Origin of the sequence: Aquitalea sp. ASV15 (genome assembly GCF_016429115.1) — a bacterium.
In the GTDB taxonomy this organism is placed as follows: Bacteria; Pseudomonadota; Gammaproteobacteria; order Burkholderiales; family Chromobacteriaceae; genus Aquitalea; species Aquitalea magnusonii.
In genome coordinates, this window is sequence record NZ_JAELTZ010000039.1 from 13080 (window position 1) to 37334 (window position 24255).

Here is a 24255-nt window from a genome sequence, read left to right on the forward strand (position 1 = left end):
AAGCGGCGGACGGCAGCAGGCAATTCCGGCTATCATCCGCACTTGACTCCGGCATCCATCATGCCGAACAGACTGGAATGACAAGATGCAGAACACACAGGCCGATGCCTCCGCACGGGAAGCAGAGCACGCCTGGCGCCACGCCAAGCAACTGGAACAGGCGCTGATTGAACTCTTGCAGCAAGCCTTGCCGGCCAGCGGGCTGTGCACCGTGGGCAAGCCGCTGACCGAACAGCAAAAGCGCGGCGAGTCGCGCCAGGCACTGTGCTGCAGCCTGCCGCTGCTGCAAAAGAAAAAGCGCAAGGACACCATCGTGGCCTTCCTGAACTTCCAGATCAGCCTGGCGGGCGACGGTGTGCCGCGGGTTGGCGCAAGCGGCCAGGGCGAGCCGCTGGGGCCGGTGCTGCACCTTGCGCACTGGACCTGCGAATTCAGCTTCGATTACGACGCCTACGTCGGTTTCCCCGCCACCGGCTGGCAGCCTTGGCTGAATCAGGCCGGTCGCCTGCTGCGCTGGGAGGATGACGAATCGCCGTTTGGCGACGAGTGGACCTACAGCCTGCGACTGGATGCCCTGAGCACCGACGAAGGCCTGCTGCGCCGCGTGGTGTTGCAGCCGGTGCTGGCCCTGCTGGAAGGCGCACCGGCCGAACAGGCGCTGCCGGATGATTTGCCGGGCCTGGTCCGCTATGTCGATGTGCCGGCAGCAGACGGCTTGCAGGACTTGCGCGTGCAGGGCTGAGGCTGTGCTGGCTCGGTAAAAGAAAAACCCCGCCATGGTTTGCGGGGTTTTTTGCTGCCTTGGCGGCTGGCGGCTTCAGTTGGCTGCCGTGGCCTGCCAATCGCCACCCAGTGCCTTGAGCAAACTCACACTCCAGACAAACTGGCTGCCGCGCAGCTGTGATTGCAGACGCTGCGCTGCCAGCAGGTTTTGCTGGTTGATGGCCAGGGTCAGGGCATTGTCCAGCCCTTCGCGATAACGCAGCAGCGAGAGCTCATACGCCTTGCGCTGGCTGTCCACGGCCTGTTGCTGGCTGGCGTTGGCCTCGCTCAGGCCATGCAGGGTGGACAGGGCGTCCTGGCTTTCCTGGATGGCTTGCAGCACGGTCTGGCGATAGCTGGCGGTAGTGGCCTGGTAGCCGGCCTCGGCGTAGCGGACCGCGGCCTGTGTCTTGCCGTTGTCAAACAGCATCTGGCTGGCCTGCAAGCCCAGCGACCAGATCAGTGCCGGGGCGGATACCAGATTGCCCAGGCGGTTTGATTCATAGCCGACATAGCCCGGATTCAGGTTGAGTTGTGGAAACCAGGCGGCCTTGGCCACGCCGATCTGGGCATTGGCAGCGGCCATGGCGCGTTCGGCGGCGGCAATGTCCGGCCGTCGTTCCAGCAATTGCGCCGGCAGCCCGCCGCCAATGGCGGGCAGCTGCGCGGGCAGGCTGCCCTGCGACAGGCTGAAGGCGGCGGCAGGCTGGCCGCTCAGGGTGGCCAGCAGGTCTTCCTGCTGGCGGCGCTGGTTGCCCAGCAGGCTGAGCTGCGCCTGGGCGGCTTGCAGGGCGGCTTGCTGGGCGGCCAGGGCGCTGGCATTGTCCAGGCCCTCCTGATGGCGCACCCGCGTCAGTTGCAGCACTTTTTCTTGCAGGCTGATCGATTGCCGCAGCAGGGTGCTTTCCTCATCCAGCTGGCGTAGCTGGAAATAGGCACTGGCCAGTTGGGCGGTCAGTAGCAGGCGCACGTTTTCGCTGTCGGCCCGGCTTTGTTCGGCACTGGCGCTGGCGCTTTCCACATCGCGGCGCACCCGGCCCAGCCAGTCGAATTCATAGCTGACACTCAGGGTAGGCTTGTAATCGTTCTGGATGGTGCTGCTATTGGGCGAGTTGTAGTTGGACAGCGGGCGGTCGGCCGATATGCGGCTGCGGCTGGCGCTCATGCCCACGCCCACGCTGGGCAGGGTGGCGGCCGCGTGCAGGCCGGCCTGGGCCTGTGCCTGTTGCAGCCGGGCCAGTGCCTGCGCCAGCGTGGCATTGTGGGCGATGCAGTCTTGCTCCAGCCGGTTGAGCGTGGCATCGCCAAACTGCTGCCACCAGGCCTGCTTGGGCAGTTGGTCGGCCGGGCGGGCGGCCTGCCATGTGCCCTGGTCTTTCCACTGCGTGGGCAGGTCAGGCTGGGCCGGGCGCTGGTAGTCCGGGCCGATGGCCGAGCAGGCTGCCAGCAACAGGCTCAGGCTGGTCAGCAGGCCGGCGGTCAGGGGGGAGGGTGCGCGCATGCTGTTTACCCGCCCTTGCCGCTGGCCACGATATTGACCGGCTGCCCATCGCTGATGGCATCGGCCGGATTGATGATGACGTGCTCCTTGCCGGTGAGGCCGGATTTGATTTCCACCTCCTTGCCGTAATCGGTGCCCAGTGCCACTTTTTGCAGCTTGACCCTGCCCTTGGCGTCCACCGTGGCCACCTGGCTGCCGGCCGGGCCGAACAGCAGGGTGTTGGCCGGCAAGGTCAGGCTGGGCTTTCCCGGCAGATTGAAGCGTGCTTCCACATACAGGCCGGGCAGCAGTTTGTGCCCGGTATTGGGCAGCACGATTTCCACCTGCAGCGTGCGGGTGGCCGGGTCGATGGCGCCGGCCGTGCGGGCTATCCGCCCTTTCACGGCAGCCTCGCCGCTGTCGCTGGGTTTGACCTCCACCGTATCGCCGACACGGATCTGGCTGGCCCTGTCCTGCGGCACATAGGCATACAGATGCAGCTGGTCGACCTGGGCAATGGCAAACAGCGCCTGGGCGCTGCCGCCATTGCCGGCATTGATCAGGCTGCCGTTGTCGACATTGCGCTTGGTGACGATGCCGTCAAACGGGGCAAGCACCTTGCCGAAATCCTGCTGGTCGCGCAGGCGCTTCAATACGGCAGCGGTTTGCTGGTAGGCGGCGGACTTTTCTTCGTATTCCTGTTGCGATACCGCATCCTGCGCCCGCAGGCGACTCCAGCGTTCAAAGGCAGTGCGCGCCAGTTCGTGGTTGGCTGCCGCTTCGTCTACCTGTTTGTTGATGTCGGGAATGTCCAGCACGGCCAGCAGTTCGCCCTTCCTGACCGGTTGGCCAATATCCTTGAACCACTGTTTCACATAGCCGCTGGTACGGGCATAGATTTGCGCCTCGGTCAGCCCTTGCAGGGTGGAGGGCAGGGTGAGCTTGTCATCATGCCGGTTGGGCTGTGGCGTGACCACCCGCACCTGCTGGATGGCGCTCTGGCTGGCTGCCTGTGCCAGCGTGTCGGCGGCGGCCTGGCGCGCCAGCAGCGTGCGGGCGAGGCCGGCCAGCAACAGCAGCAGGATGATGATGGTAACGGTACGGGCGCGGCGCGCTACCTTGTCGCGGCCGTTGAGCGATGCGACGGTGTTCTGGTGAAACGCCGGCACGCCCTGAGAGGCATGGCGCTGTTCTGTCATGGTGAAGTCCTAGGCTTGGGCCGGTTGGTGGGGAGGGTGATCGTTGCCGTCTGCCGCATCTTGTTGCGGCTTGCGCTGGGCCAGCCAGCTGTGGAAGCTGGCAAACACCACCGGGACGAAGACCAGGGTGGACACGGTGGCAAACAGCAGGCCGCCGATGACGGCGCGGCCCAGCGGGGCGTTCTGCTCCGAGCCATCGCCAATGCCGATGGCCATGGGAATCATGCCGATGATCATGGCCAGTGCCGTCATCAGCACCGGACGCAGACGGGTGGCCCCGGCCTCCAGCGCTGCCGACAGCGGTGGCAGCCCTTCATGCAGGCGCTGGCGGGCAAACGCCACCACCAGAATGCTGTTGGCGGTGGACACCCCCATGGTCATGATGGCGCCGGTCAGCGCCGGTACGCTCAGATTGGTGCCGGTCAGGATCAGCATCCAGGCAATGCCGGCCAGCGCCGCCGGCAGGGCGGAGATGATGATGAAGGGGTCCAGCCAGGACTGGAAATTCACCACGATCAGCAGGTAGACCAGCACGATGGCGCCCAGAATGCCCACACCCAGGCCGGTATAGGACGACTGCATGGTTTCCACCTGGCCGCGCATGCTGATCTTGCTGCCCTTGGGCAGACTGGCCTGCGCCTGCTTGATGAGTTGCTGGATATCGCTGGCGGCCGAGCCCAGATCGCGCCCGCGCACATTGGCATAAATATCCACTGCCGGCTGGATGTTGTAGCGGGTGACGATGGCGGCCCCACGGCCGGGGCTGACCTTGACCAGATTGCCCAGTTGCTGCGGGCTGCTGCCGTTATTGCCTGCCGCATTCACCGGCAGGCCCATCAGGTCGTCCAGGGTGTTGATGCGGTATTGCGGGGTTTGCGCCTGCATGTTGTACACCACGCTATTGGCCGGATTCAGCCAGAAGGTGGGCTGGGTCTGCTGGCTGCCGGACAAGGGCAGCAGCAGGTTCTGTGCCACATCGCTGGCGCTGATGCCCATGTTCTGCAAACGCGAGCGGTTCATTTCCAGCTGCAGCGAGGGCGCATCCAGCCGCTGGTGGACATGCACGTCCACCGCGCCATTCACGCCCTTGATGCGGTCGGCCAGCTTGACGGCGAAAGCATGGTTTTCCGCCATGTTCTTGCCGTAAATCTGCACATCGATGGCGGATGGCGTGCCGAAATTGAGAATCTGGGTGACGATGTCGGCAGGCTGGAAGAAAAACTCCACGCCGGGGAAACGCTTGGCCAGCAGCGGCGGAATCTTGTCGATGTAATCCGCGCTGGGGCGGTGACCGGGCTTCAGCGAAATCAGGATGTCCGCATCCAGCGTGCCGATGGTGCCGGAGTTGCTGTAGGACAGATTGATACCGGAATAGGGCAGGCCGATATTGTCGATGATGGTGTCCAGCTCGGCCGGCGGAATGATCTCGCGCAGGGCATGGTCCACGCCATCGGCCAGCCTGGCGGTATTCTCGATGCGGGTGCCGGTGGGCGCGCGCATGTGCAGCTTGATCTGGCCGGTGTCCACGGTGGGGAACAGGTCGCGCCCCAGCAGCAGGTACAGGCCGCAGGACAGCAGGCAGAAGCCGAGAAAGGCCGCCATGAAGCGCCGGCGATGAGTCAGCAGATGGCTGAGCAGCAGCACATACACCGTGCGCAGTTTTTCAAAGTGATGGTTGAAGCGGGTGTGCACATGGTGAATCCACTGCGTGAACCGGCCGCTGCGACCCTGGTGGCCCATCAGCAGCAGCGCCAGCGTGGGCACCAGGGTACGCGACAGCACATAGGAGGCCAGCATGGCAAACACCACCGCCTCGGCCAGCGGCACGAACAGGTAACGCGCCACGCCCTCCAGAAAGAACATCGGCACGAACACGATGCAGATGCACAGGGTGGAGACAAAGGCCGGAATGGCAATCTCCCCCGCACCTTCCAGAATGGCGGTGTGCAGGTCCGAACCCATGTGCAGGTGGCGTTCGATGTTTTCGATGGTGACGGTGGCATCGTCCACCAGAATGCCCACCGCCAGCGCCAGCCCGCCCAGCGTCATCACATTGATGGTTTCGCCAACGGCATGCAGCAGAATGATGGAAGAAAAAATCGACAGCGGAATCGACACGGCAATGATGGAGGTAGTGCGCCAGTTGCCCAGGAACAGCAGCAGCATGATGGCGGTGAGCACGGCGGCAATCAGCGCCTCATGCACCACCCCCTCCACCGCGGTTTTCACGAATACCGACTGGTCGGCCAGCAGCGACACCTCAATGCCCTTGGGCAGCAAGGGCGTCACCATGGGCAGCAGGCTTTTCAGATTGTCCACCACGCTGAGGGTGGAGGCGCCGCCGTTCTTGTACACCGACAGCAGCAGCCCGCGCTGGCCATTCTGGCGCACGATATTGGTTTGCGGCGAGAAGCCGTCGCGCACATGCGCCACCTCGCCCAGATAGGTGATGGCGCCATTGCTGCTGCGCACCGGCAGGTTGTTCAGCCCGGCTATGGTGGTGGGCGAGCCATTCAGGCCGATATTGTATTCGGTGTCGCCAATCTTGGCGGTGCCGGATGGCAGGATCAGGTTCTGGCTGCTGATGGCATTCACCACGCTGGCTGGTGTCATGCCCTTGGCGGTAATGGCCGCCATGTCCAGATCGACCGATAGCAGCCGCACCTTGCCACCATAAGGGTAGGGGATGGCCACGCCGGGAATGGTCACCAGCTGCGGACGCAGGGTGTTGACCGCGGCATCGAACACATCCTGTTCGGACAATTCCTTGCTCGACATCCCCAGCTGTATCACCGGCACGCTGGATGCGGTGTACTTGATCACCAGCGGTGCCGTGGTGCCGGGTGGCATCTGGCGTACCACCGCCTGCGAGACCGACACCACCTGGGCAATCGCCGTCTGGATATTCACATTGGGCTGGAAGAAGATCTTGATCACCGCAATACCGTTGAGCGACTGCGACTCGATATGCTCGATGTCGTTCACCGTGGTGGTGAGAATGCGCTCGTGGGACTGGGTGATGCGGTCCGCCATCTGCTGCGGTGCCAGGCCGTTATAGCCCCAGATGACACTGATCACCGGAATGTCGATTTCCGGCAATACATCCACCGGCGTGCGAAACAGCGCCAATGCGGTGGCCAGCAGGATGGCAATCGCCATCACGATAAAGGTGTAGGGCCTGCGTAATGCAGTTTCGACGATCCACATCGGGTAGTGTTGCCTTCCATGCAAACTACCGGCAAATCGAGCCGGTTGGCGCACATCAAGATGGAAAAAAGTCTGTAGGCACGGCCTTGCCGCGTGCTGCGGCCGGGCTAGGCTGAACATGGCCGGAGAGCCGCAAACCAGACAAGCTGCCGCAACGCGGAGCCTGCGGCTTCTCCCCCGGACTGCCCGGCCTGTTGCGATAATAGCCCATGCCGGTTACCGCCGAGTGTCCGACAATCATGCCAATTGTTGCTAAATATTGCAGGAAATCGTCAGCGCTGGCCGCTATGACTGTGCCATGGCCGCATCGCTGCGGAATAACAGGGTGGGCGCGCTGCTGCCAGGGAAATCGAAAGGTCCGCAGCCATGCAGCCCAGCCTTTTGCAATACGCGCGCCGATGCCTGATTGTCGGCATTGATATAGGCCACTACCCGCGGCAGCCGCAGTTGCTGCAAACCATACTGCACGCAGGCCGCTGCAGCCTCGCTGGCATAACCCAGCCCACGCCATGCCGGCAGCAGGGTATAGCCCACATCGACATCAGCCAGCCCCTCGCGCCGGATCAGCCCGCACATGCCGACAGGCTGGCCATCCTCCAGCCGCTCCATGCACCACAGCCCGATGCCGTGCTGTGCATAGCTCGCTAGCGGACCACGGCTGATGTAGTTGCCGGCATCTTCCAGCGTATGCACGCCTCGATCCGTCACATTGCGGATGAAATCCGGGTCGGTCAGCAGGGCCAGCACCAGCGGTGCATCCTGCAGGGTGAATTCGCGCAGCCGCAAGCGGGAAGTAAGAATGGGTAACATGATGAAGTTTGCATCCGGACAAGGAGTAGGCCAGTTTACTGCATGCGCTGCACGCTGCGATCAATTCCGGCACTATGCCGCTCAGCAGCGCAGCAAGGACCGCAGCGCCTGGCCGGGTCTGCAGTTTTTTTGTTGGGATCTTGCCAAAAGCACACAGTACCTGTATTATCGCCATCTCTGTTGCAGCACTGCAGCAGCCATCTGGAGAGGTGGATGAGTGGTTTAAGTCGCACGCCTGGAAAGCGTGTTTAGGGTAATACCCTAACGGGGGTTCGAATCCCCCCCTCTCCGCCAGATTCAAAAAAAGCCCGCTTTTGCGGGCTTTTTTGCGTTCGATCCAGGCACAGGAAAGTGTGTTCGTTGACGTAACTGTAATTTTGCGGGAGTTCTGTCCAAGCCGCCTTCTGGGAAAGAGGATTGAGCGACAGCTTTGTGCTGCTCAACTGCCATCGGCGAATGGCTACAAAGGCTGGGCCGATTCAAGATGCTCTATGGGGGTAATGCTGCTTCTTCCTGGCAATCAGCAGGAGGCCAGCATGTGCCATGCATGCTTTCTTGGTGAAATGCTGCCATGGCCCATGATGCTTGACCGGAAGTGACGGCATGCTTTCATGTCAGCCGTGGAAACATGTCAGAACTCGGTGACTACGGTCACCCCTGTTACCTCAAATTTATCCATATTCATCAGCACATCAATCGACTGTTCAAGGCTGATGGTGCGGCCAATCAGCTTTTCCGGTGCCAGTTTGCCCGCGGCCATCATGGCCAACATGGCATCGTAACGGTGAGCCTGCATGCCGTGGCTGCCCAGGATTTCCAGCTCGTGCGCAATCACCTTGCTCATCGGAATGGCCGGGGTGCTGTGCTCGCCCAGCATCAGGCCCACCTGCACGTGCTTGCCGCGTTTGCGCAGATTGCTGATCGAGTTGAAACAGGTGACCGGATGGCCCAGCGCATCCAGTGATACATGCGCACCACCGCGGCTGATGTCCATCACCGCTTCAATCACATCCGGCTCCTTGCTGGCATTCACCGTAGCCACCGCCCCCAGCTTGCGCGCCAGTTCCAGCTTGTCGTCCGCAATATCAATGGCAATCACATTCGCCCCGATGGCATGGGCAATCATGATGGCAGACAGGCCAACGCCACCGCAGCCATGCACCGCCACCCACTGCCCGGCCGAGGTTTTACCCTGATCCACCACCGCGCGGAACGATGTCACAAAACGGCAGCCCAGGCTGGCGGCCGTGGTGAAATCCAGCGACTCCGGCAAGGCCACCAGGTTGATGTCCGCCTGATGGATGGACACATACTCGGCAAACGAACCCCAGTGGGTGAAACCGGGCTGGAACTGGTGGTCGCACACCTGATGATTGCCCGAATGACACTCCGGGCAATGGCCACAGCCAGCCACAAACGGCACCGTGACCCGATCGCCAATCTTCCATTTTTCTACCTGCTTGCCAACCGCCGTCACCACGCCGGAAAACTCATGGCCGGGTACATGCGGCAGGTGGATGTCCGGGTCGTGGCCAACCCAGCCATGCCAGTCACTGCGGCACACGCCGGTTGCCATCACCTGGATGACCACACCGCTGTTATCCGGTGTCGGGTCCGGCACGGTAGTCAGTTGTGGCGGGGCCGAAAACGATTCGTAAACAATAGCTTTCATGCAGTACTCCTCGGTGAAATGGTTCATTTATTGTGAACGTTTCCGGAGAAATTACCTGTCAGATTACCATTGGAATAAGCGTGAATCTGAAATAGCATTTCATTTATCTAGTGAGCAATGAAAGCTTTATTCAAAATGACCGAACTGGACAAAGTCGACCTCGCCATCGCCGACAAGCTGCAACAGGATGGCCGCCTGTCCAACGCCAAGCTGGCCGAGCAATTTGCCATGAGCGAAGCCTCCTGCTGGCGACGCCAGAAGCGCTTGGAGGAGCTGGGTGTCATCGAGGGTTACAAAGCGGTATTGAACCGGCGCAAGCTAGGCATTGGCGTCATGGCATTTGTGCAGATAGTCTGTACCCAGCATAGCGAAGAGGCTACCGCGGCGTTCGAACGCATCATCCAGGCCTGCCCGCAGATTCTGGCTTGCCATAACACCACCGGCGAAGCCGACTTCCTGTTGCAGGTGGTCGCGCGTGATCTGGATGACTACAGCCGCTTTGTCGAGAAAGTACTGCGCAAACTGCCGGGTGTATTCAGCATCCGCAGCAATATTTCCCTCAGGGAGATCAAGGTGATGAACAAGCTGCCTGTAACGGATATCGATCCAGGCCATGTTTGAATGCTGACGCCCTTTGCAAGCTACTGATGTCTGAAAGGCTCTTGCTGACATTTGCAGGCGAGCCAAGCATCGCAAGGCTGATCATCGGCTGAGGACAGCCATCAGTCAGGCAACAAGCAGTTAGTTGGGGAATATTGTTGCACGGGAAGGCTGCGCCTTGTCGCGCATTCCCTCGATGTCACGCCTGGGCGGCACACCAAAGAGACGGCGGTATTCCCGGCTGAATTGGGAAGGACTTTCATAGCCTACCTGGAAGGCGGCGGTGGAGGCGTCCAGACCTTCATTCAGCATCAGGCGTCTGGCCTCATTCAGGCGCAACCATTTCTGGTACTGCAGGGGACTCATTGCCGTGAGCAAGCGGAAATGGTGATGCAGCGTTGATGCACTCATTTGTACATGGGCGGCCAGTTCTTCAATGCTCATGGGCTGGGCGTAATGCCTTCTCAACCAGTGGACGGCCCTGGCTATGCGGTGGCTATGACTGCCCACGGATGTGATTTGCCAAAGGCGTGCGGCCAGGTCGCTGGTGAGCAAGCGGTAGTGAATCTCCCGCTCGATCAGCGGTGCGAGCACGGCAATGGCCTCGGGCTCATCCAGCAGGCCAAGCAGGCGGGTAAATGACTCCAGCAAAACGGGTGTCATGCTACCCAAGGTCGTGCTGCTCTCCTGCACACACTCACGAGGAGGCGGCAAGCTGTTTTGCGCAATGATTTCTGCCATGACACCCATATTCAGCTTGAATACCAGGCCCAGGCAGGGGTGCTGCGGACTCGCCTCGAGAACTTGCGAGCGCGCTGGAACATCAAGCGAGTTGAGCAAGAAGCGTTCGGTGTTGTAGGCAAACGCTTGCTCGCCAACCAGCAATTGCTTGGCGCCCTGCACCACAAACACGACACTGGATTCGACCATGCAGGCGCAGGCGTCACTGGGTGCGTCTCGCCGGAATAACTGCAGGCTCCCGATGGCTGTCGCGCAGTCGCCTTCGCTGTCTATCCATCTGCCGATTGTTTCAGCCAAGCCTGCATGCATGGCATGGAGCGGGCCGTATGGATTGTGCTTGCGCTGATTTCCAGCAGGCATCGGCATCTCCCGAAATTTTTCACCGATGCATGATACGTCGCAGCGGGTCCGCGTGTCGCATCGTGCCAGGCCGTGCCGCAGGATCAGGCAAAGAACAGGCAGGATCCTGCTATCGAAAATCCAGATGACACCCAGAAAATACATCCAAGCAAAGCGGGCAGGTGAGCAGTCCTCACCTGGCGGGCATCGCCAGCGACCTGCTGTCACCGTCATGTCAAGCAAACCTGAATGTAAAGCTGGCCGGCTGATAACCGGCACATCTGGAGAAAACACCATGAATACGCACCATGAAACCAGTCATGCAGTCACTGAACCGGATACGCCCAATGTGGTGCGCCGCGATTTACTGAAGTTGACCGGTAGCAGCATCGCCGCCCTGGGTGTCGGGATGGTTGGCACCGGCCCAGCCTTGGCCCAGTCGCCAATCACGCTCAGCGACAAATGGGACAAGACATTCGCCAAAAGTAATCAGGTGGAGCACCAGAAGGTCAGCTTCAAGAACCGCTATGGGATCACCCTGGTGGCGGACTTGTACCAACCGCGGCATGCCCGTGGCAAACAGGCCGCACTGGCAGTAGGTGGCCCCTTTGGTGCGGTAAAGGAGCAGTCTTCCGGTCTGTATGCCCAAACCATGGCCGAACGCGGCTTCATCACCCTGGCATTTGATCCGTCCTATACCGGGGAAAGCGGCGGTGAGCCGCGCAATGTCGCTTCCCCGGATATCAGTACCGAGGATTTCAGTGCTGCAGTGGACTTTCTTGGCCTGCTGCCCAATGTCGACCGGGAACACATCGGCATCATCGGCATTTGTGGCTGGGGTGGCATGGCCTTGAATGCCGCCGCCGTGGATAAACGGGTCAAGGCTGTCGTGGCCAGCACCATGTACGATATGACGCGCGTGATGTCCAAAGGCTACAACGACAGTGTGACGCCTGCCCAGCGTACGCAAACGCTGACACAGCTGAGTCTGCAACGCTGGAAAGATGCCGAGCAGGGCGCGCCGGCTTACCAGCCTCCTTACAATCAGGCAGTGCACGGTGGTGAGCCGCAGTTTGTGCTTGACTATCACGATTACTACATGACACCGCGTGGCTATCATCCGCGTGCGGTGAACTCCGGCAATGCCTGGACGCAGACCACACCCCTGTCTTTCATGAACATGCCGATTCTGAGCTATATCGCGGAAATCTCACCGCGTCCGGTCCTGTTCATCCATGGCGAAAAGGCGCACTCGCGCTACTTCAGCGAAACCGCCTATGCGGCTGCAGCGCAACCGAAGGAACTGATGATCATTCCAGGCGCGGTCCACACGGATTTGTACGACCGCACCGAGGTGATTCCTTTCGACAAGCTCACCGCCTTTTTTACCCAGCACCTGGTTTGAGCACTCCACACCCTGATGCAGCGCCTGGCCGGATGGACCCCCTCCATTGCCGGCCAGGCTCTTGCTGCCCTGAGCAACAGCCACAGCCAAAGCGACCCGTGCTCAGCTTGGCAGCACCGGTAACGGTAGCCGGCTGGTTCTGCCTGCGGCTATGAATCAGCGCGGGCCGGCCGTAAACCATCGAAATAGCGAATATCTGCATGACCGTCACCACCTCTGCTACGCCGGCAGCCATTGCCAGCGGCACGAAAAAACAAACTGCATGCTGGAGTGGCGTCTTTGCCATATCGCTGTGTGTATTTGTACTGGTTTCCTCGGAATTCATGCCGGTCAGTCTGCTGACCCCCATCGCGGGTGCACTGCATGTCAGCGAAGGGATGGTTGGCCAGGGCATCTCGATCTCCGGTGTGCTGGCGGTACTGACCAGCCTCTCCATTGCCTCCCTGAGCAAAGGCATGAATCGCAAGACGCTACTACTGATTCTGACCTTGCTGATGGGCATCTCGGGTGCAGTTGTCGGGCTGGGGCAGACTTACCTGACCTTCATGTTCGGCCGTGCACTGATCGGGGTGGTGATTGGCGGCTTCTGGTCAATGTCTGCTGCCATGGCAATGCGGCTGGTGCCAGCCGATCAAGTATCAAAAGCCCTGGCGATCTTTAATGGTGGCAATGCCCTGGCCACCGTGCTTGCCGCCCCGCTGGGCAGCTTGCTGGGGGCCACCATCGGCTGGCGCACCGCCTTCTGGTCACTGCTGCCTGTTGCCATGATTGCCTTGGTCTGGCAATGGCTGGCCTTGCCATCCATGCCGGCGGTAGCAAGCCGCTCAAGCTCCAGCAAGGTATTCAACCTGCTCAAAAGCCGCAGGCTTGGCTATGGCATGGCCGGATGCGCGGCCTTCTTCATGGGCCAGTTCACGCTGTTTACCTATCTGCGCCCTTTCCTTGAGGTGGTGACGCAGGTCAGCGCGCCCACCCTTTCCGTCTTGCTATTGGCGATGGGGGTGGCGGGCTTCCTTGGCACGCTGATGATCAGCGGGCTGCTCAAGCGGGGTTTGTACCCGCCACTGATTGCCATCCCCGTATTGATGTCAGCCATTGCGATCGCTTTGATTCCGCTTGGCTCCTGGCTTGCTGCGGTGACCGTGTTGCTTTGCCTGTGGGGGCTGATGGCAACCGCGACCCCGGTGGGCTGGTGGAGCTGGCTTGCACAAGCCATGCCGAATGATGCCGAGCAGGGCGGTGGCCTGATGGTGGCGGTCATCCAGTTTGCCATTGCCGCCGGCTCTACCTTGGGCGGGCTGATGCTGGATCATGGCGGCTATCAGATCACTTGGATGACCAGTGCCATTTTGTTATGGCTGAGTGCCGGCCTGACGTTTTTGGCTTATCGTGCGCCAGCGCGTTCGGCCGGCTGATCCATGGCCTGGCCTAGCAACTGCTGCGGCTGGAGAGCGCACGACAACTTGATATTGCCAGGAAATATCATCACTCCGAATGGCGCAGCCGTGTCAGCAGGAAATCGACAAAGGCCCTTACCCGGGCGGAAAGATGACGGTTTTGCGGATAGGTGACGGAGAACTGCCGTGCCCGGCCGCCGTGGTCCTGCATCACCTCCACCAGCTCGCCGCGTGCCAGCGCGGGCGCAGCGATGAAATGGTAGGTCTGGAACAGTCCGCCTCCAGCCAGCCCCCAGCTGATGCAGCCCTGGGCATCGTCCAGCAGGCGCAGGCGACTATGGAACTGATAGTCCAGCGGCTGGCCATCCGGTAGCGTCAGCAGCCATGGCATGGCGCGGCCGGTGCTGGGGAGGATGAATTGCAGACAGTCATGCCCGGCCAGCTCATCCATCTGCCGCGGCACGCCGCGCCGGGCGAGATAGCCGGGTGTGGCAAAAATGCCCAGCGTGGCGTCTTCCAGCTTCTGCACCACCAGGCGGGAATCCTGCGGCGTGCCGATGCGGATGGCCAGGTCGTAACCTTCTTCCACAATGTCCGCCACCTGGTTGGATAGGCTCAGCTCCAGTTCGATCTGCGGATAGGCGCTGGTGAATGCTTCCAGCAAGGGCAGCAGGCGGTAATTGGCGTACAGGGTGCCAACGCTGATGCGCAGCAAGCCGCTGGGTACTTTCTGCTGGCCGGTAATGGCGCGTTCGGCCTCGGCAATCTGCTCCAGTGCCTGACGGCACTCCTGCCAGTACAGCTCGCCTTCGTGGGTCAGCCGCATGGTGCGCGTGGTGCGTGCAAACAGGCGCACCCCCAGCCGTTCTTCCAGCCGTTTGATGGCGCGGCTGACCGAAGCCGGTGTCAGCCCCAGCGCTTCTGCGGCAGCGGAAAAGCTGCGCAGCTCCGCCGCTTTGCAAAACAGGGCGATGGTGCTGATCTGGGTGGCATCGAATACTGGCATTTTTGTTCTCTGGTGTAACAAATAATGTGATTTTAGCGCCATTTATTCATTGATGTGGGGTGCGTACAGTAGCAGCAGACTTTCTTACTGTTAACTGCCGCAAGGAAAACATCATGAGTGACATTATCTGGCCCGCTGGCTATGTGCCTGGTTTTACCGACAATTACTGCTCCAATGAAGTGATTGTCACCGGCGTGAGCATCGACCGGTTGTGGACCCTGCTCAACACCCCGCAGCTGTGGCCCAGCTACTATGCCAATTCGGCCAATACCCGTTTTTACGATGGCAAGGGGCCAGAGCTGGCCATGGGCGACCGTTTTTACTTTGAAACCTTCGGCTTTCCGGTGGAGGCGCAAGTGGTGGAGCATGTCGCTCCCGTTCCGGGGCAAGCGGCGCGCATTGCCTGGCATGGCTGGGCCGGCAGCACGGCGGAAGACAGGCTGGACGTGCATCACGCCTGGCTGATTGAAGAACTGTCGGCCGGGCGGGTGCGCATCCTGACCCAGGAAACCCAACTGGGCAAACCGGCGCAGGCATTGGCACAAACCAAGCCCAATCCCATGATCAACGGCCATCAGGACTGGCTGGACGGCATGGTGGCGGCCGCGCGGCAGGGATAAAACAGCGCATGGAGGCCACTGCCATGGCCTGTGGCCTCCATCGCCCTTGCCGAGCCAGCCCCCTGTAGACCATCCGGCGCCAGTTGCAGGCCATGCTTGTTCAGGTGGGCTGGAACTGTTTGCGGTAGGCTGCCGGCGTGCAATGCAGTTCGCGCTGGAACAGCCGGCGAAAGCTCGCGCTATCGCTATAGCCCAGCTGCTGGATGATCTGCTCCAGCGGCAAGTTGCTGCCTTCCAGCCAGCGCCGGGCGGCATGCAGTCGCAACTGCTGCAAATAGCGCAGCGGTGATACGCCCAGTACCTGGTTGAAGCGCCGGATCACGGTACGGCTACTGCTGCGGGCGTGCGCGGCCAGCGTTGCGAGATCAAAGGGGGCGGCCATATTGTCCTGCAACCAGTACTGACAACGCAGCACCAGCGCATCATCATGCCCGGCAAAACTCTGCATCGTCATATAGGGTGCCTGGCTGCCATGCTGTGGTCCGGTCAGCAGCAGGCGCGAGCAGGCCAGCGCGTATTCCTGCCCACCGTATTGCCGGACCAGATGCAAGGCCAACTCTATATAAGAGGTGCTTGCGCCGCCGCACAGCAGGCCGGGGCTTGTCGTCATGGTGGCATAGGGCTGTAGCCCTACCCGTGGATAGCGGTTGCGAAACCAGGTGGTGAGCCACCAACTGATCGTAGCTGGACGTTCATTCAACACTCCGCTTTCCGCCAGCAGCGGGATGCCGGTACAGAATGAAAGCAGCTGTTTGCCTGCCGCATGCCATGCGGACAGTTGCTGCTGCAGCACGGTTTCGCTGGCGAGCCGCGCCTGGAACTGCTTGAGCGAGCTATAGGCAAGCGGTGGCACGATGATGGTGTCCGCGCAGCCTGCCAGCTGCCAGTCGCCCTGCGCATGCAGCAGGATGCCCGATGCACTCTGTACCGGCTCGCTTGCCTGGCTGCACAGGGTCCAGCCAAATAGCGCTGCCTGCCCCTTGCGCTCGGCCAGTTGATTGGCAAACAGCAGGATGTCGATGAAGCCGGTGACGCTGCCGGCATAGCAGTGTGGGGAAAGCAGAACGCTGATCTGGTGCATGGGCTGGCGATAATGACCTGAATATTGTCGATATTGCCACTGTGCCGGCGGATTGGCCATGGCTACACTGCATGGCAAACGGGCTTGGCCCCGGCCACACAGAGAAACAGCATGCATATCGATGAAATGATTCCCACCCTGCTGAGTGCTGATGCCACTGCGGCACGCTTTGCCTGCCAAGCCAGTGATGACTGGGCGCAGGGCCGTACCTTGTTTGGTGGTGTGCAAGCCATGCTGGCCGTGCGTGCCATGCGTCAATGGCTGCCGACACTGCCGCCTTTGTGGTCGCTGCACAGTACTTTTGTGGCACCCATTGCGCCGGGTCACATGCTGATCGAAGTGAGCTTGCTGCGGCAGGGTAAAACCGCAGTGCAGCTGAGTGCGCGCCTGCTGGATGGGGAACAGACCGCTGCCATCTTTGTTGCGGCCTTTGGCCAGGCGCGTGATTCGGCAGTGCAGCTGAGTCCACCTGCACGCCCTGTCGGCGTGGCGGCTGAACCCGCCGGCGAACTCCCCTATATGCCGGGCATCACCCCGGCATTTACCCAGCACTATGGCTACCGCTGGCTGGCCGGCGCCCTGCCGTTCAGTGGCGGCAAGGCGCCTTTCAACCGCATCCGGCTCCGTCAGCGCGATGCGGGTGTGCTGGACGAAGCCCATATCGTGGCCATGGCCGATGCCATTCCTCCGGTGGCCTTGTCGCTGCTGCCAGGGCCGACTCCCGCCAGCACCCTGAGCTGGTCGCTGGAGTTTGTCCGCCATCAGCCTCCTCTTGATGCGGAGGATTGGTGGCATATGGATGCCACCCTGCTGGCGGCGCGTGATGGCTATTGCAACCAGGATGCCCATCTATACGGGCCGGATGGCGAGTTGGTCGTCTTGTCGCGGCAGGTGGTGACGGTGTTCGGCTGAGTCAGGTCGCTGATTGTTGAGGGGTCCCAGCCTTGTTGCCTGGGGGCGCGGCAAGGCATTGCCAGCAGCTTGCGCCACTGTTTTTTGCCGGCATCCTGATCATGGCAACGCTCCGGCTTGAGCTGGACGCTGCTCTTCAGGGGAGGCGTCCAGTCATGCCGGGGAGATGCAGGTTACCAGGTGGCTAGGCGGCACGGTCGTGCCACAGCGCTGCCCCGCGCGCTGTAGCGATATCTGGCAGAGGACTGCATGGCAGCAGGTCGTTGGCGCATATCTTGCGTAACTCCTCCAGCAAGGCCTGCATGGCGGGAGGCGGATGGCAGCCGGAACGCTGGATGATGCCTATGCTCCGTTCGGCCTCTCCCAGCTCGACATTCAGTTCGACAATATCTCCTTTTTCCATTTCATAACGTAATTGATGCGGCGAGCAGGCTGTCAGCAGATCGCTATGAATCAGCAGATTGCGCACGACAGCCAGATCGCCGCTTTCAACCGAAGGCTGCGGGGCGCTGAGTCCGTGGCGGGTGAACGACCTGACCAGGGCGCGCCGTGCGGGAGAGTCCTGTCTGGGCAGGATCCAGCTGGCCTGTTGCAGGAGGGCGAGCGGGATGCGGCCCGGCGTGCGGGTCAGCGGGTGATTGGCGCGGCAGAAGATGCGTACCTGATCGACAAACAAGGGTTCGCTGATCAACTGGCGGTTTTCCTCCTGCGGTCGCAGTGCGCCAAAGATGAAATCGATGTCGCCACAGCCCAGGTCGCGTGCCAGCTCTTCGTAAGCGCTTTCCCGCGTCTTGATTTGTATCCGGGGGTATTTTTGCAAAAGATGCACGATCGCCAGCGGCAGCAAGCGTGTCCGGCCCAATGGCAAGGCCCCCACCGTGATGCTGCCCTCGACGCTGCCCTGCAGCGCCATCAGCTCTGCCTGCATGTGGCGCACTTCGGCAAACACACGTTTTGCGTGCAGCAGCAATGGTTCGGCAGCTTCGCTGACCAACAGTCCCTGCGCAGTGCGCTGGAATAGCGGCTGGCCCACCGATTCTTCCAGTCGCGCCAGCGACATGCTGACGCCGGACTTGCTCATGCCCAGCTGATGGCCGCAGGCCGCAAGCTGGCCATGGTTGGCCAGACTGACAAAAACGCGCAATTTGCTACCGGATAGCAGCAATTGGGTCAGGACATCCGGATCTTTCCTGATGTTCTGACCGGTACACAAGGTGGCAGCCGCCTGGCGGATTTCCGCCTGAATGCGCCGCGCCCGTAAATGCACGGCTTCGCCATAGGCATTGAGCAACATGCCGCGCGGGCGGCGTTCGAATAGCTCCACACCCAGCAGTTCTTCCAGCTGGGTCAGCGCACGGGTGATGGCCGAAGCGGCCTTGAATATCTGTTCGGACGAACGGGTGACGCTGCCGGTGTGGGCCACCGACAGAAACACGCGCAGATAGCGCAGCACATCATCCCGGTCCGCACAGGCGGCAGGGTGGGGCATGAGTCTCTCCTCCAATGATGCAATGGCCGTGACCGCCGGGCGTTGGCTTGGCGCACCCGTGACAGACCGGCATGTTTTTTTGCTTTGCCGCACATTCTGCGGCTAAGGTGCTATTCATTGCAGATGTCAAAACCGTGTCAGTGATCAGCTTTCCTGATCGCTGGAATGGCAAGTCGGCAGCACCTGCCGCAGGAGGACGGAATGAAACTGGCAACACTGGCCGCGCTGATTGCCGCGGTGGAAGAGGGCAGCCTGCGGGCGGCGGCGCGCCGTGTCGGCTGTTCGCAACCGGCGCTGACCCGGATGATTCGCGAGCTGGAACTGGAACTGGCCGCCCCCTTGCTGCTGCGTTCCTCGCGCGGGGTATTGCCCACCGCGCAAGGGCGGGTGTTGTATGAGCGGGCGGTGCGGGCCCGCCACGAGCTGGAAGCCGCTGCCGATGAAATCAGCCAGATTGGTGGCCATATGGTGGGCAAGCTGCATATCGGCGCGGTACCGCTGGCGGTGATGCTGCTGATTCCGGAAGCCATGCGCACCTTTGTGCGGGAGTTTCCGCACATCCAGCTGCGCATCAGCGAGGAGCTGTATGTGGCGCAATTGCAAAAGCTGCGTACCGGCGAGGTGGACATCACCGTCGGCGGCATTCCGGACGACCTGGCCGCCGGGGAGTTTTATGTCGAACCCTTGCTGCACACCGAGATGATTCCGGCCGCACGCCAGGGCAGCCGCTGGCTGGAAGCCCGCTGCTTGCAGGATTTGCAACACGCACCCTGGGTGTATACCGGTACCGCCCATCGCGCCGGTTACGCCCGTGCGCTATTCGAGCGCAATGGTCTGGAAGCGCCACAACAAGGCGCGCTGGTCAATTCCACGCTGGCCTTGTTGTCGCTGGTGTCCACTGGCGACTACGTGGCTCTGTTGCCACGGCAGATTGCCCGCCAGTCCTGGCTGGCCAGCTATGTCTCGCCCATTGATCTGCGCGAGCCTGGCCTGCCGCTGCAAGTGGGGGCCATCGTGCGCCAGGAGCTGGCGCTGGCGCCGGTGGTGCGCCATCTGCTCACCCATTTGCACCGTGCTGCCCACCACATCAACCGCGGTGATACCTTGCTTTCCTGATTCCCTGTGCCCGCGCCTGCGCCGGACAGACCCTGAGCTGTCATGCTCACAAAATGAGAATGCACGGTCACGAAGGGGCAAAGTTGCCGACGATTCCTCCGCATATAGTGTTGTCACAACACGATGACCATCACGGTCCAGGCGGAGGAGAAACATGGAAACAAAGTCCCGATACAGTGGTTTGCAGGCACTGCCCTGCGTGTGGATGCGTGGTGGCACCTCCAAGGCGGCCTTCTTTCACGCCGCCGACCTGCCCACCGACCCCGCCGCACGCGACCGCCTGTTGCTGGCGGCCCTGGATGGTGCGGATGCCCGTCAGATCGACGGCATTGGCGGCGGACATCCGCTGACCACCAAAATCGCCATCATCTCCCGCTCCAGCCGTGACGATGCCGATATCGACTATCTGTTCGGCCAATTGGTCATTGCTGCCCAGCGCATCGACTACGCCCCCACCTGCGGCAACATCCTGGCCGCGGTGGCCCCGTTTGCACTGGAAGAGGGCCTGCTGCCCTGTACCGACGGTGAAACCCGCGTGCGCATTCACATGGTGAACACCAAATCCCTGTGCGAAGCCGTGCTGCCCACACCGGGCGGCAAGGTGAGCTACCAGGGAACTACCCGCATCAGCGGCGTTCCCGGCAGCGCAGCCGCCATCGAGCTGCGCTTTGCCGATGTGGCCGGTTCCTCCTGCGGCGCGCTCTATCCCACCGGCCAGGCGCAGGACGTGGTGGGCGGCGTGGCGGTCAGCTGCATCGACAACGGTATGCCGGTGGTGCTGCTGCGTGCTGCCGACCTGGGTATCACCGGTTACGAAAGCCCGGCCGAGCTGGACGCCAACGACAGCTTCAAGCGCGAGCTGGAAGCCATCCGTCTGGCCATTGGTCCGCGCATGGGCCTGGGCGATGTCAGCGAGCGGGTGGTGCCCAAGATGACGCTGATTGCCGCGCCGATTAATGGCGGGGCCATTCATACCCGTACCTTCATTCCGAAAAAATGCCATGACGCCATCGGCGTGCTGGGTGCCGCCTCCGTGGCTACCGCCTGTGCCGACCCGGCCACCGTTGCCGGTGCTCTGGCTGTCGTGGATGGCGCCACAGCGGCCATTTCGGTGGAGCACCCGACTGGTGAATTCACCATCCGCCTGACACCGCAAGCGGATGCCGCGCCGGCGGTGGCGCTGATCCGCACTGCCCGGCCCTTGTTCCGCGGCCAGGTGCTGCTGCCTTACCCGGCCTGAGTGCCGTTTGCACCAATAGATAAAAAACCACAGGACGCGGCCCGATCCGCGCCCAACGCTCGCTGTACTACAACAATGCAATAACGCAACAAGAGGAGAGATTCATGAATCAGGCAGAAGTACTGGATGTGCGCGCGTTTATCAACGCGCGCAAGATGTCAGCCTTTCAATGGGGGCTGGTGGTGTTGTGCTTTTTGATTGTGGCCGTGGATGGCATGGATGTGGCCATCATGGGCTTTGTCGCCCCCAGCATTCTGGGTGAGTGGCATATCTCGCGTCCGGCCTTTGGTGTGGTGATGGGTGCTGCGCCCATCGGCCTGGCGGTGGGGGCCTTGCTGGCCGGTTCTTCCGCGGACTGGTTCGGCCGGCGCAAGGTCTTGCTGGCTTCGGTACTGGGTTTTGGCCTGGCCACCCTGGCCACCGCGCATGCCAGCTCGCCGCAGTCCATGGCGACACTGCGTTTCATCACTGGCCTGGCGCTGGGTGCGGCCATGCCCAATACCACCACGCTGATCTCGGAATACATTCCGGAACGCATCCGCTCCTCGGTGATTGCCACCATGTTTACCGGTTTCAACCTGGGTTCGGCGGCCATCGGCTTTGCTGCCGCCTGGCTGACACCGCGCTATGGCTGGCAGGCGGTGCTGACCTTTGGCGGCCTGATGCCGCTGATTCTGCTGCCCTTCATGTTTTTCCTGCTGCCGGAATCTGCCCGCTATCTGGTGGGCAAGGGGGCCCCGGCCGAGCGCGTGCGTCCGCTGCTCTCCCGTGTGTGTCAGGTGAGTCTGGACAGCTACAAGGTATTCGTGTCGCAAGAAGCAGCGGTCAGCGCCAAACAGCCGCTGGGTGTGTTGTTCTCGCAAGGCTATGCGCTGAAAACCTTCAGCCTGTGGCTGACTTACTTCATGGGCCTCTTGGTGATCTACCTCACCACCAGCTGGCTGCCCACCATGATGAAAGACGCGGGTATCTCGATTGACCGTGCCTCCACCCTGACCGCCATGTTCCAGCTGGGTGGCACCGTGGGGGCCATCGCGGTGGGCTTTGCCATGGACCGCATCAAGCCCAGCCGCGTGATCAGCGCCTCCTACCTGCTGGGTGGCGTGGCGCTGGTGGTGCTGGGCAGCAGCGGGCTGAATTCGGCCTGGATCGTGCTGGCCATCCTCGCCACCGGCTTCTGCCTGAGTGGCGCACAAACCGGGCTGAACGCCTATGCGCCGGGCTGCTATCCCACCATGGCGCGCGCTACCGGCGTGAGCTGGATGCTGGGGGTGGGCCGTCTGGGCAGCATCCTGGGTTCGTCCATTGGCGGCGTGCTGCTTAGCCTGGGCTGGGGCTTCGAAGCCATTTTCCTGATGCTGGCGGTGCCGGCGGTGATTGCCGCTGCGTCCATTCTGGGGGGCAGCCTGCAAGCCCGCACGCAAGCCTGATTTCCGATTTTTCATAGCATGCAAGCGGCGCTACAGCGGGTAGCGCCGGTATCTGACATACGCAAGAAGGCAGACCTGATATGGCAACCATCATTGGCGGCATCGCCTGTTCCCATACTCCCACCATCGGTTTCGCGGTGGATCGCAACAAGCAGGACGACCCGGTATGGGCACCCATCTTCGAGGCTTTTGCACCAGTCAAAGCCTGGCTGGCGGAGAAAAAGCCGGATGTGCTGTTCATGATTTACAACGACCATGTCACGTCTTTCTTCTTCGACCACTATTCCGCCTTCACCCTGGGCATTGATCAGCGTTACGAAGTGGCGGACGAGGGCGGTGGCGCACGCAATCTGCCGCCGGTTGCCGGCCATGCCGCGCTGTCGCGCCATATTGGCCACAGCCTGATGGCGGCCGAGTTTGACATGTCCTTCTTCCAGGACAAGAAGCTGGATCACGGCTGCCTGTCGCCGCTGTCCATGCTCAACAACGGCAATAGCGACTGGGACCTACCCATCGTGCCGCTGGCCGTGGGGGTGTTGCAGTTCCCGGTGCCGTCCGCCGCGCGCTGTTACAAGCTGGGCAAGGCTTTGCGCGATGCCATCGAAAGCTATCCGGAAGACCTGAAAGTAGCCATCGTCGCCACCGGCGGCCTGTCGCACCAGGTGCATGGCGCGCGCTGCGGCTTCAATAATCCGGAATGGGATTTGCAGTTCCTGGAGCTGTTCGAAAAAGACCCGCAGGCACTCACCCGGCTGACACTGGCCGATTACGCCGAGCTGGGCGGCATGGAAGGGGCGGAAGTCATCATGTGGCTGATCATGCGCGGTGCGCTGTCCTCACAGGTAAAGAAAATCCACCAGACTTACTACCTGCCGTCCATGACCGGCATTGCCACCGCCATTTACGAAAACGCCAGCCTGCCGCTGCCCAAGCCGCGCACGGCCGACCTGCGTCACGCCATGGAGCGGGAACTGGCCGGGGCGGAGAAGCTTAGCGGCACCCACCCGTTTACCTTGGCAGCCAGCCTGCGCACCTACAGGCTGAACAAGTTCCTGCGCGACATGATTGATCCGGCGCATCGCGAGCTGTTCCTGAACGACCCGCAGACAGCCTATGCCAAGGCCGGGCTGACAGCTGAAGAGGCCGACATGCTGCAGCGGCGCGACTGGGATGCGCTGATCCGCTACGGCGTGATTTTCTTTGGCCTGGAAAAACTGGGTGCGGTGGTTGGCGTGTCCAATCTGCACATTTACGCCGCCATGCGTGGCCAGACGCTGGAGCAGTTCCAGGCCACCCGCAATGCGCCGGGCGCGCTGTATTCGGTTACCGGCAAGGACGCTGGCGCACTGGCCTGGGACCAGAACAAACAGGGCTGAGCATTGCATAGCCGCTGTCCGCTGGGCGGCGGCAAGACAACAAGGAATCACACCATGATCATCGACATCCACGGTCACTACACCACCGCCCCCAAGGCACTTGAAGACTGGCGCAAACGCCAGATCGACAACCTCGCCACCCCGGAACTGGGCCCCAAGCCGTCCGAGCTGAACATCTCCGACGACGAGCTGCGCGACACCATCGAAAGTAACCAGCTGCGCCTGATGAAACAGCGCGGCTCCGACCTCACCATCTTCAGCCCGCGCGCCAGCTTCATGGCCCACCATATCGGCGACTTCAACACCTCCTCCACCTGGGCGGCCATCTGTAATGAGCTGTGCTATCGCGTCAGCCAGCTGTTCCCCGACAACT

Annotated in this window: 20 protein-coding genes and 1 tRNA gene; 12 read left to right on the plus strand and 9 right to left on the minus strand. The window is 61.6% G+C overall.

Annotation, left to right across the window (positions count from 1 at the left end; all coding sequences use genetic code 11):
- Positions 1–85 precede the first annotated feature (85 nt).
- Positions 86–742, plus strand: a complete 657-nt coding sequence (locus tag JHD64_RS15705; protein WP_199054048.1) for a hypothetical protein — start codon at positions 86–88, stop codon at positions 740–742.
- Between the two features lie 75 nt (positions 743–817).
- Here the strand turns inward: JHD64_RS15705 and JHD64_RS15710 are convergent, their stop codons facing one another.
- The 4 genes from JHD64_RS15710 to JHD64_RS15725 form a co-directional block, all read right to left on the minus strand.
- Positions 818–2263, minus strand: coding sequence for an efflux transporter outer membrane subunit (locus JHD64_RS15710; protein ID WP_199054051.1), 1446 nt, complete (start codon positions 2261–2263; stop codon positions 818–820).
- A gap of 5 nt (positions 2264–2268) precedes the next feature.
- Positions 2269–3441: an efflux RND transporter periplasmic adaptor subunit gene (locus JHD64_RS15715; RefSeq protein WP_110313773.1), complete on the minus strand. Its 1173-nt coding sequence runs from the start codon at positions 3439–3441 to the stop codon at positions 2269–2271.
- 9 nt (positions 3442–3450) lie between these two features.
- The gene (locus JHD64_RS15720; RefSeq protein WP_199054053.1) at positions 3451–6648 is read right to left on the minus strand and encodes an efflux RND transporter permease subunit; all 3198 of its coding nucleotides are present in this window, start codon (positions 6646–6648) and stop codon (positions 3451–3453) included.
- Between the two features lie 285 nt (positions 6649–6933).
- Positions 6934–7458, minus strand: a complete 525-nt coding sequence (locus tag JHD64_RS15725; protein WP_199054055.1) for a GNAT family N-acetyltransferase — start codon at positions 7456–7458, stop codon at positions 6934–6936.
- Positions 7459–7661: 203 nt separating this feature from the next.
- On the opposite strand from JHD64_RS15725, the gene JHD64_RS15730 reads away from it, so the two are divergent.
- Positions 7662–7752 (plus strand) — tRNA-Ser (locus tag JHD64_RS15730).
- A 337-nt stretch (positions 7753–8089) separates the two neighbouring features.
- On the opposite strand, the gene JHD64_RS15735 is transcribed toward JHD64_RS15730, so the two are convergent.
- A complete protein-coding gene (locus JHD64_RS15735) occupies positions 8090–9130 on the minus strand; it encodes a zinc-dependent alcohol dehydrogenase family protein (protein WP_199054057.1) in 1041 nt (346 codons plus the stop codon).
- A 135-nt stretch (positions 9131–9265) separates the two neighbouring features.
- On the opposite strand from JHD64_RS15735, the gene JHD64_RS15740 reads away from it, so the two are divergent.
- Entirely contained in the window at positions 9266–9751 is a 486-nt protein-coding gene (locus tag JHD64_RS15740; RefSeq protein ID WP_199054059.1) for an Lrp/AsnC family transcriptional regulator, read from the plus strand.
- Between the two features lie 120 nt (positions 9752–9871).
- On the opposite strand, the gene JHD64_RS15745 is transcribed toward JHD64_RS15740, so the two are convergent.
- Positions 9872–11107 (minus strand): AraC family transcriptional regulator, encoded by a 1236-nt coding sequence (locus JHD64_RS15745; RefSeq protein WP_199054060.1) that lies wholly within the window; start codon positions 11105–11107, stop codon positions 9872–9874.
- On the opposite strand from JHD64_RS15745, the gene JHD64_RS15750 reads away from it, so the two are divergent.
- Positions 11106–12215 carry an alpha/beta hydrolase gene (locus tag JHD64_RS15750; RefSeq protein ID WP_199054061.1) on the plus strand — a complete coding sequence of 370 codons (1110 nt, stop codon included), beginning with the start codon at positions 11106–11108 and terminating at the stop codon, positions 12213–12215. The two genes, JHD64_RS15745 and JHD64_RS15750, sit on opposite strands and share 2 nt — an antisense overlap.
- 200 nt (positions 12216–12415) lie before the next feature.
- Entirely contained in the window at positions 12416–13630 is a 1215-nt protein-coding gene (locus JHD64_RS15755; protein ID WP_199054062.1) for an MFS transporter, read from the plus strand.
- Positions 13631–13700: 70 nt separating this feature from the next.
- On the opposite strand, the gene JHD64_RS15760 is transcribed toward JHD64_RS15755, so the two are convergent.
- Positions 13701–14618, minus strand: a complete 918-nt coding sequence (locus JHD64_RS15760) for a LysR family transcriptional regulator (RefSeq protein WP_199054063.1) — start codon at positions 14616–14618, stop codon at positions 13701–13703.
- 113 nt (positions 14619–14731) lie between these two features.
- Between JHD64_RS15760 and JHD64_RS15765 the strand changes: the two genes are divergently transcribed.
- Positions 14732–15238 (plus strand): SRPBCC domain-containing protein, encoded by a 507-nt coding sequence (locus JHD64_RS15765; protein WP_199054064.1) that lies wholly within the window; start codon positions 14732–14734, stop codon positions 15236–15238.
- Between the two features lie 100 nt (positions 15239–15338).
- Here JHD64_RS15765 and JHD64_RS15770 read toward each other — a convergent pair whose 3' ends face one another.
- Positions 15339–16379 carry a GlxA family transcriptional regulator gene (locus JHD64_RS15770; RefSeq protein WP_199054065.1) on the minus strand — a complete coding sequence of 347 codons (1041 nt, stop codon included), beginning with the start codon at positions 16377–16379 and terminating at the stop codon, positions 15339–15341.
- A gap of 51 nt (positions 16380–16430) precedes the next feature.
- Between JHD64_RS15770 and JHD64_RS15775 the strand changes: the two genes are divergently transcribed.
- Positions 16431–17231, plus strand: a complete 801-nt coding sequence (locus JHD64_RS15775) for an acyl-CoA thioesterase II (RefSeq protein WP_199054066.1) — start codon at positions 16431–16433, stop codon at positions 17229–17231.
- 184 nt (positions 17232–17415) lie between these two features.
- Here the strand turns inward: JHD64_RS15775 and JHD64_RS15780 are convergent, their stop codons facing one another.
- Positions 17416–18720, minus strand: coding sequence for a LysR family transcriptional regulator (locus tag JHD64_RS15780; protein WP_199054067.1), 1305 nt, complete (start codon positions 18718–18720; stop codon positions 17416–17418).
- Positions 18721–18921: 201 nt separating this feature from the next.
- On the opposite strand from JHD64_RS15780, the gene JHD64_RS15785 reads away from it, so the two are divergent.
- The 5 genes from JHD64_RS15785 to JHD64_RS15805 all read left to right on the plus strand — a co-directional run.
- Positions 18922–19836, plus strand: a complete 915-nt coding sequence (locus tag JHD64_RS15785) for a LysR family transcriptional regulator (RefSeq protein ID WP_059284327.1) — start codon at positions 18922–18924, stop codon at positions 19834–19836.
- Positions 19837–19990: 154 nt separating this feature from the next.
- A complete protein-coding gene (locus tag JHD64_RS15790; RefSeq protein ID WP_199054070.1) occupies positions 19991–21076 on the plus strand; it encodes a 4-oxalomesaconate tautomerase in 1086 nt (361 codons plus the stop codon).
- Between the two features lie 104 nt (positions 21077–21180).
- Positions 21181–22506, plus strand: coding sequence for an aromatic acid/H+ symport family MFS transporter (locus JHD64_RS15795; RefSeq protein WP_199054072.1), 1326 nt, complete (start codon positions 21181–21183; stop codon positions 22504–22506).
- Positions 22507–22586: 80 nt separating this feature from the next.
- Positions 22587–23882 (plus strand): gallate dioxygenase, encoded by a 1296-nt coding sequence (locus tag JHD64_RS15800; protein WP_199054080.1) that lies wholly within the window; start codon positions 22587–22589, stop codon positions 23880–23882.
- A gap of 54 nt (positions 23883–23936) precedes the next feature.
- On the plus strand, positions 23937–24255 hold a 319-nt coding region (locus JHD64_RS15805), incomplete at its 3' end, for an amidohydrolase family protein (RefSeq protein ID WP_233170533.1).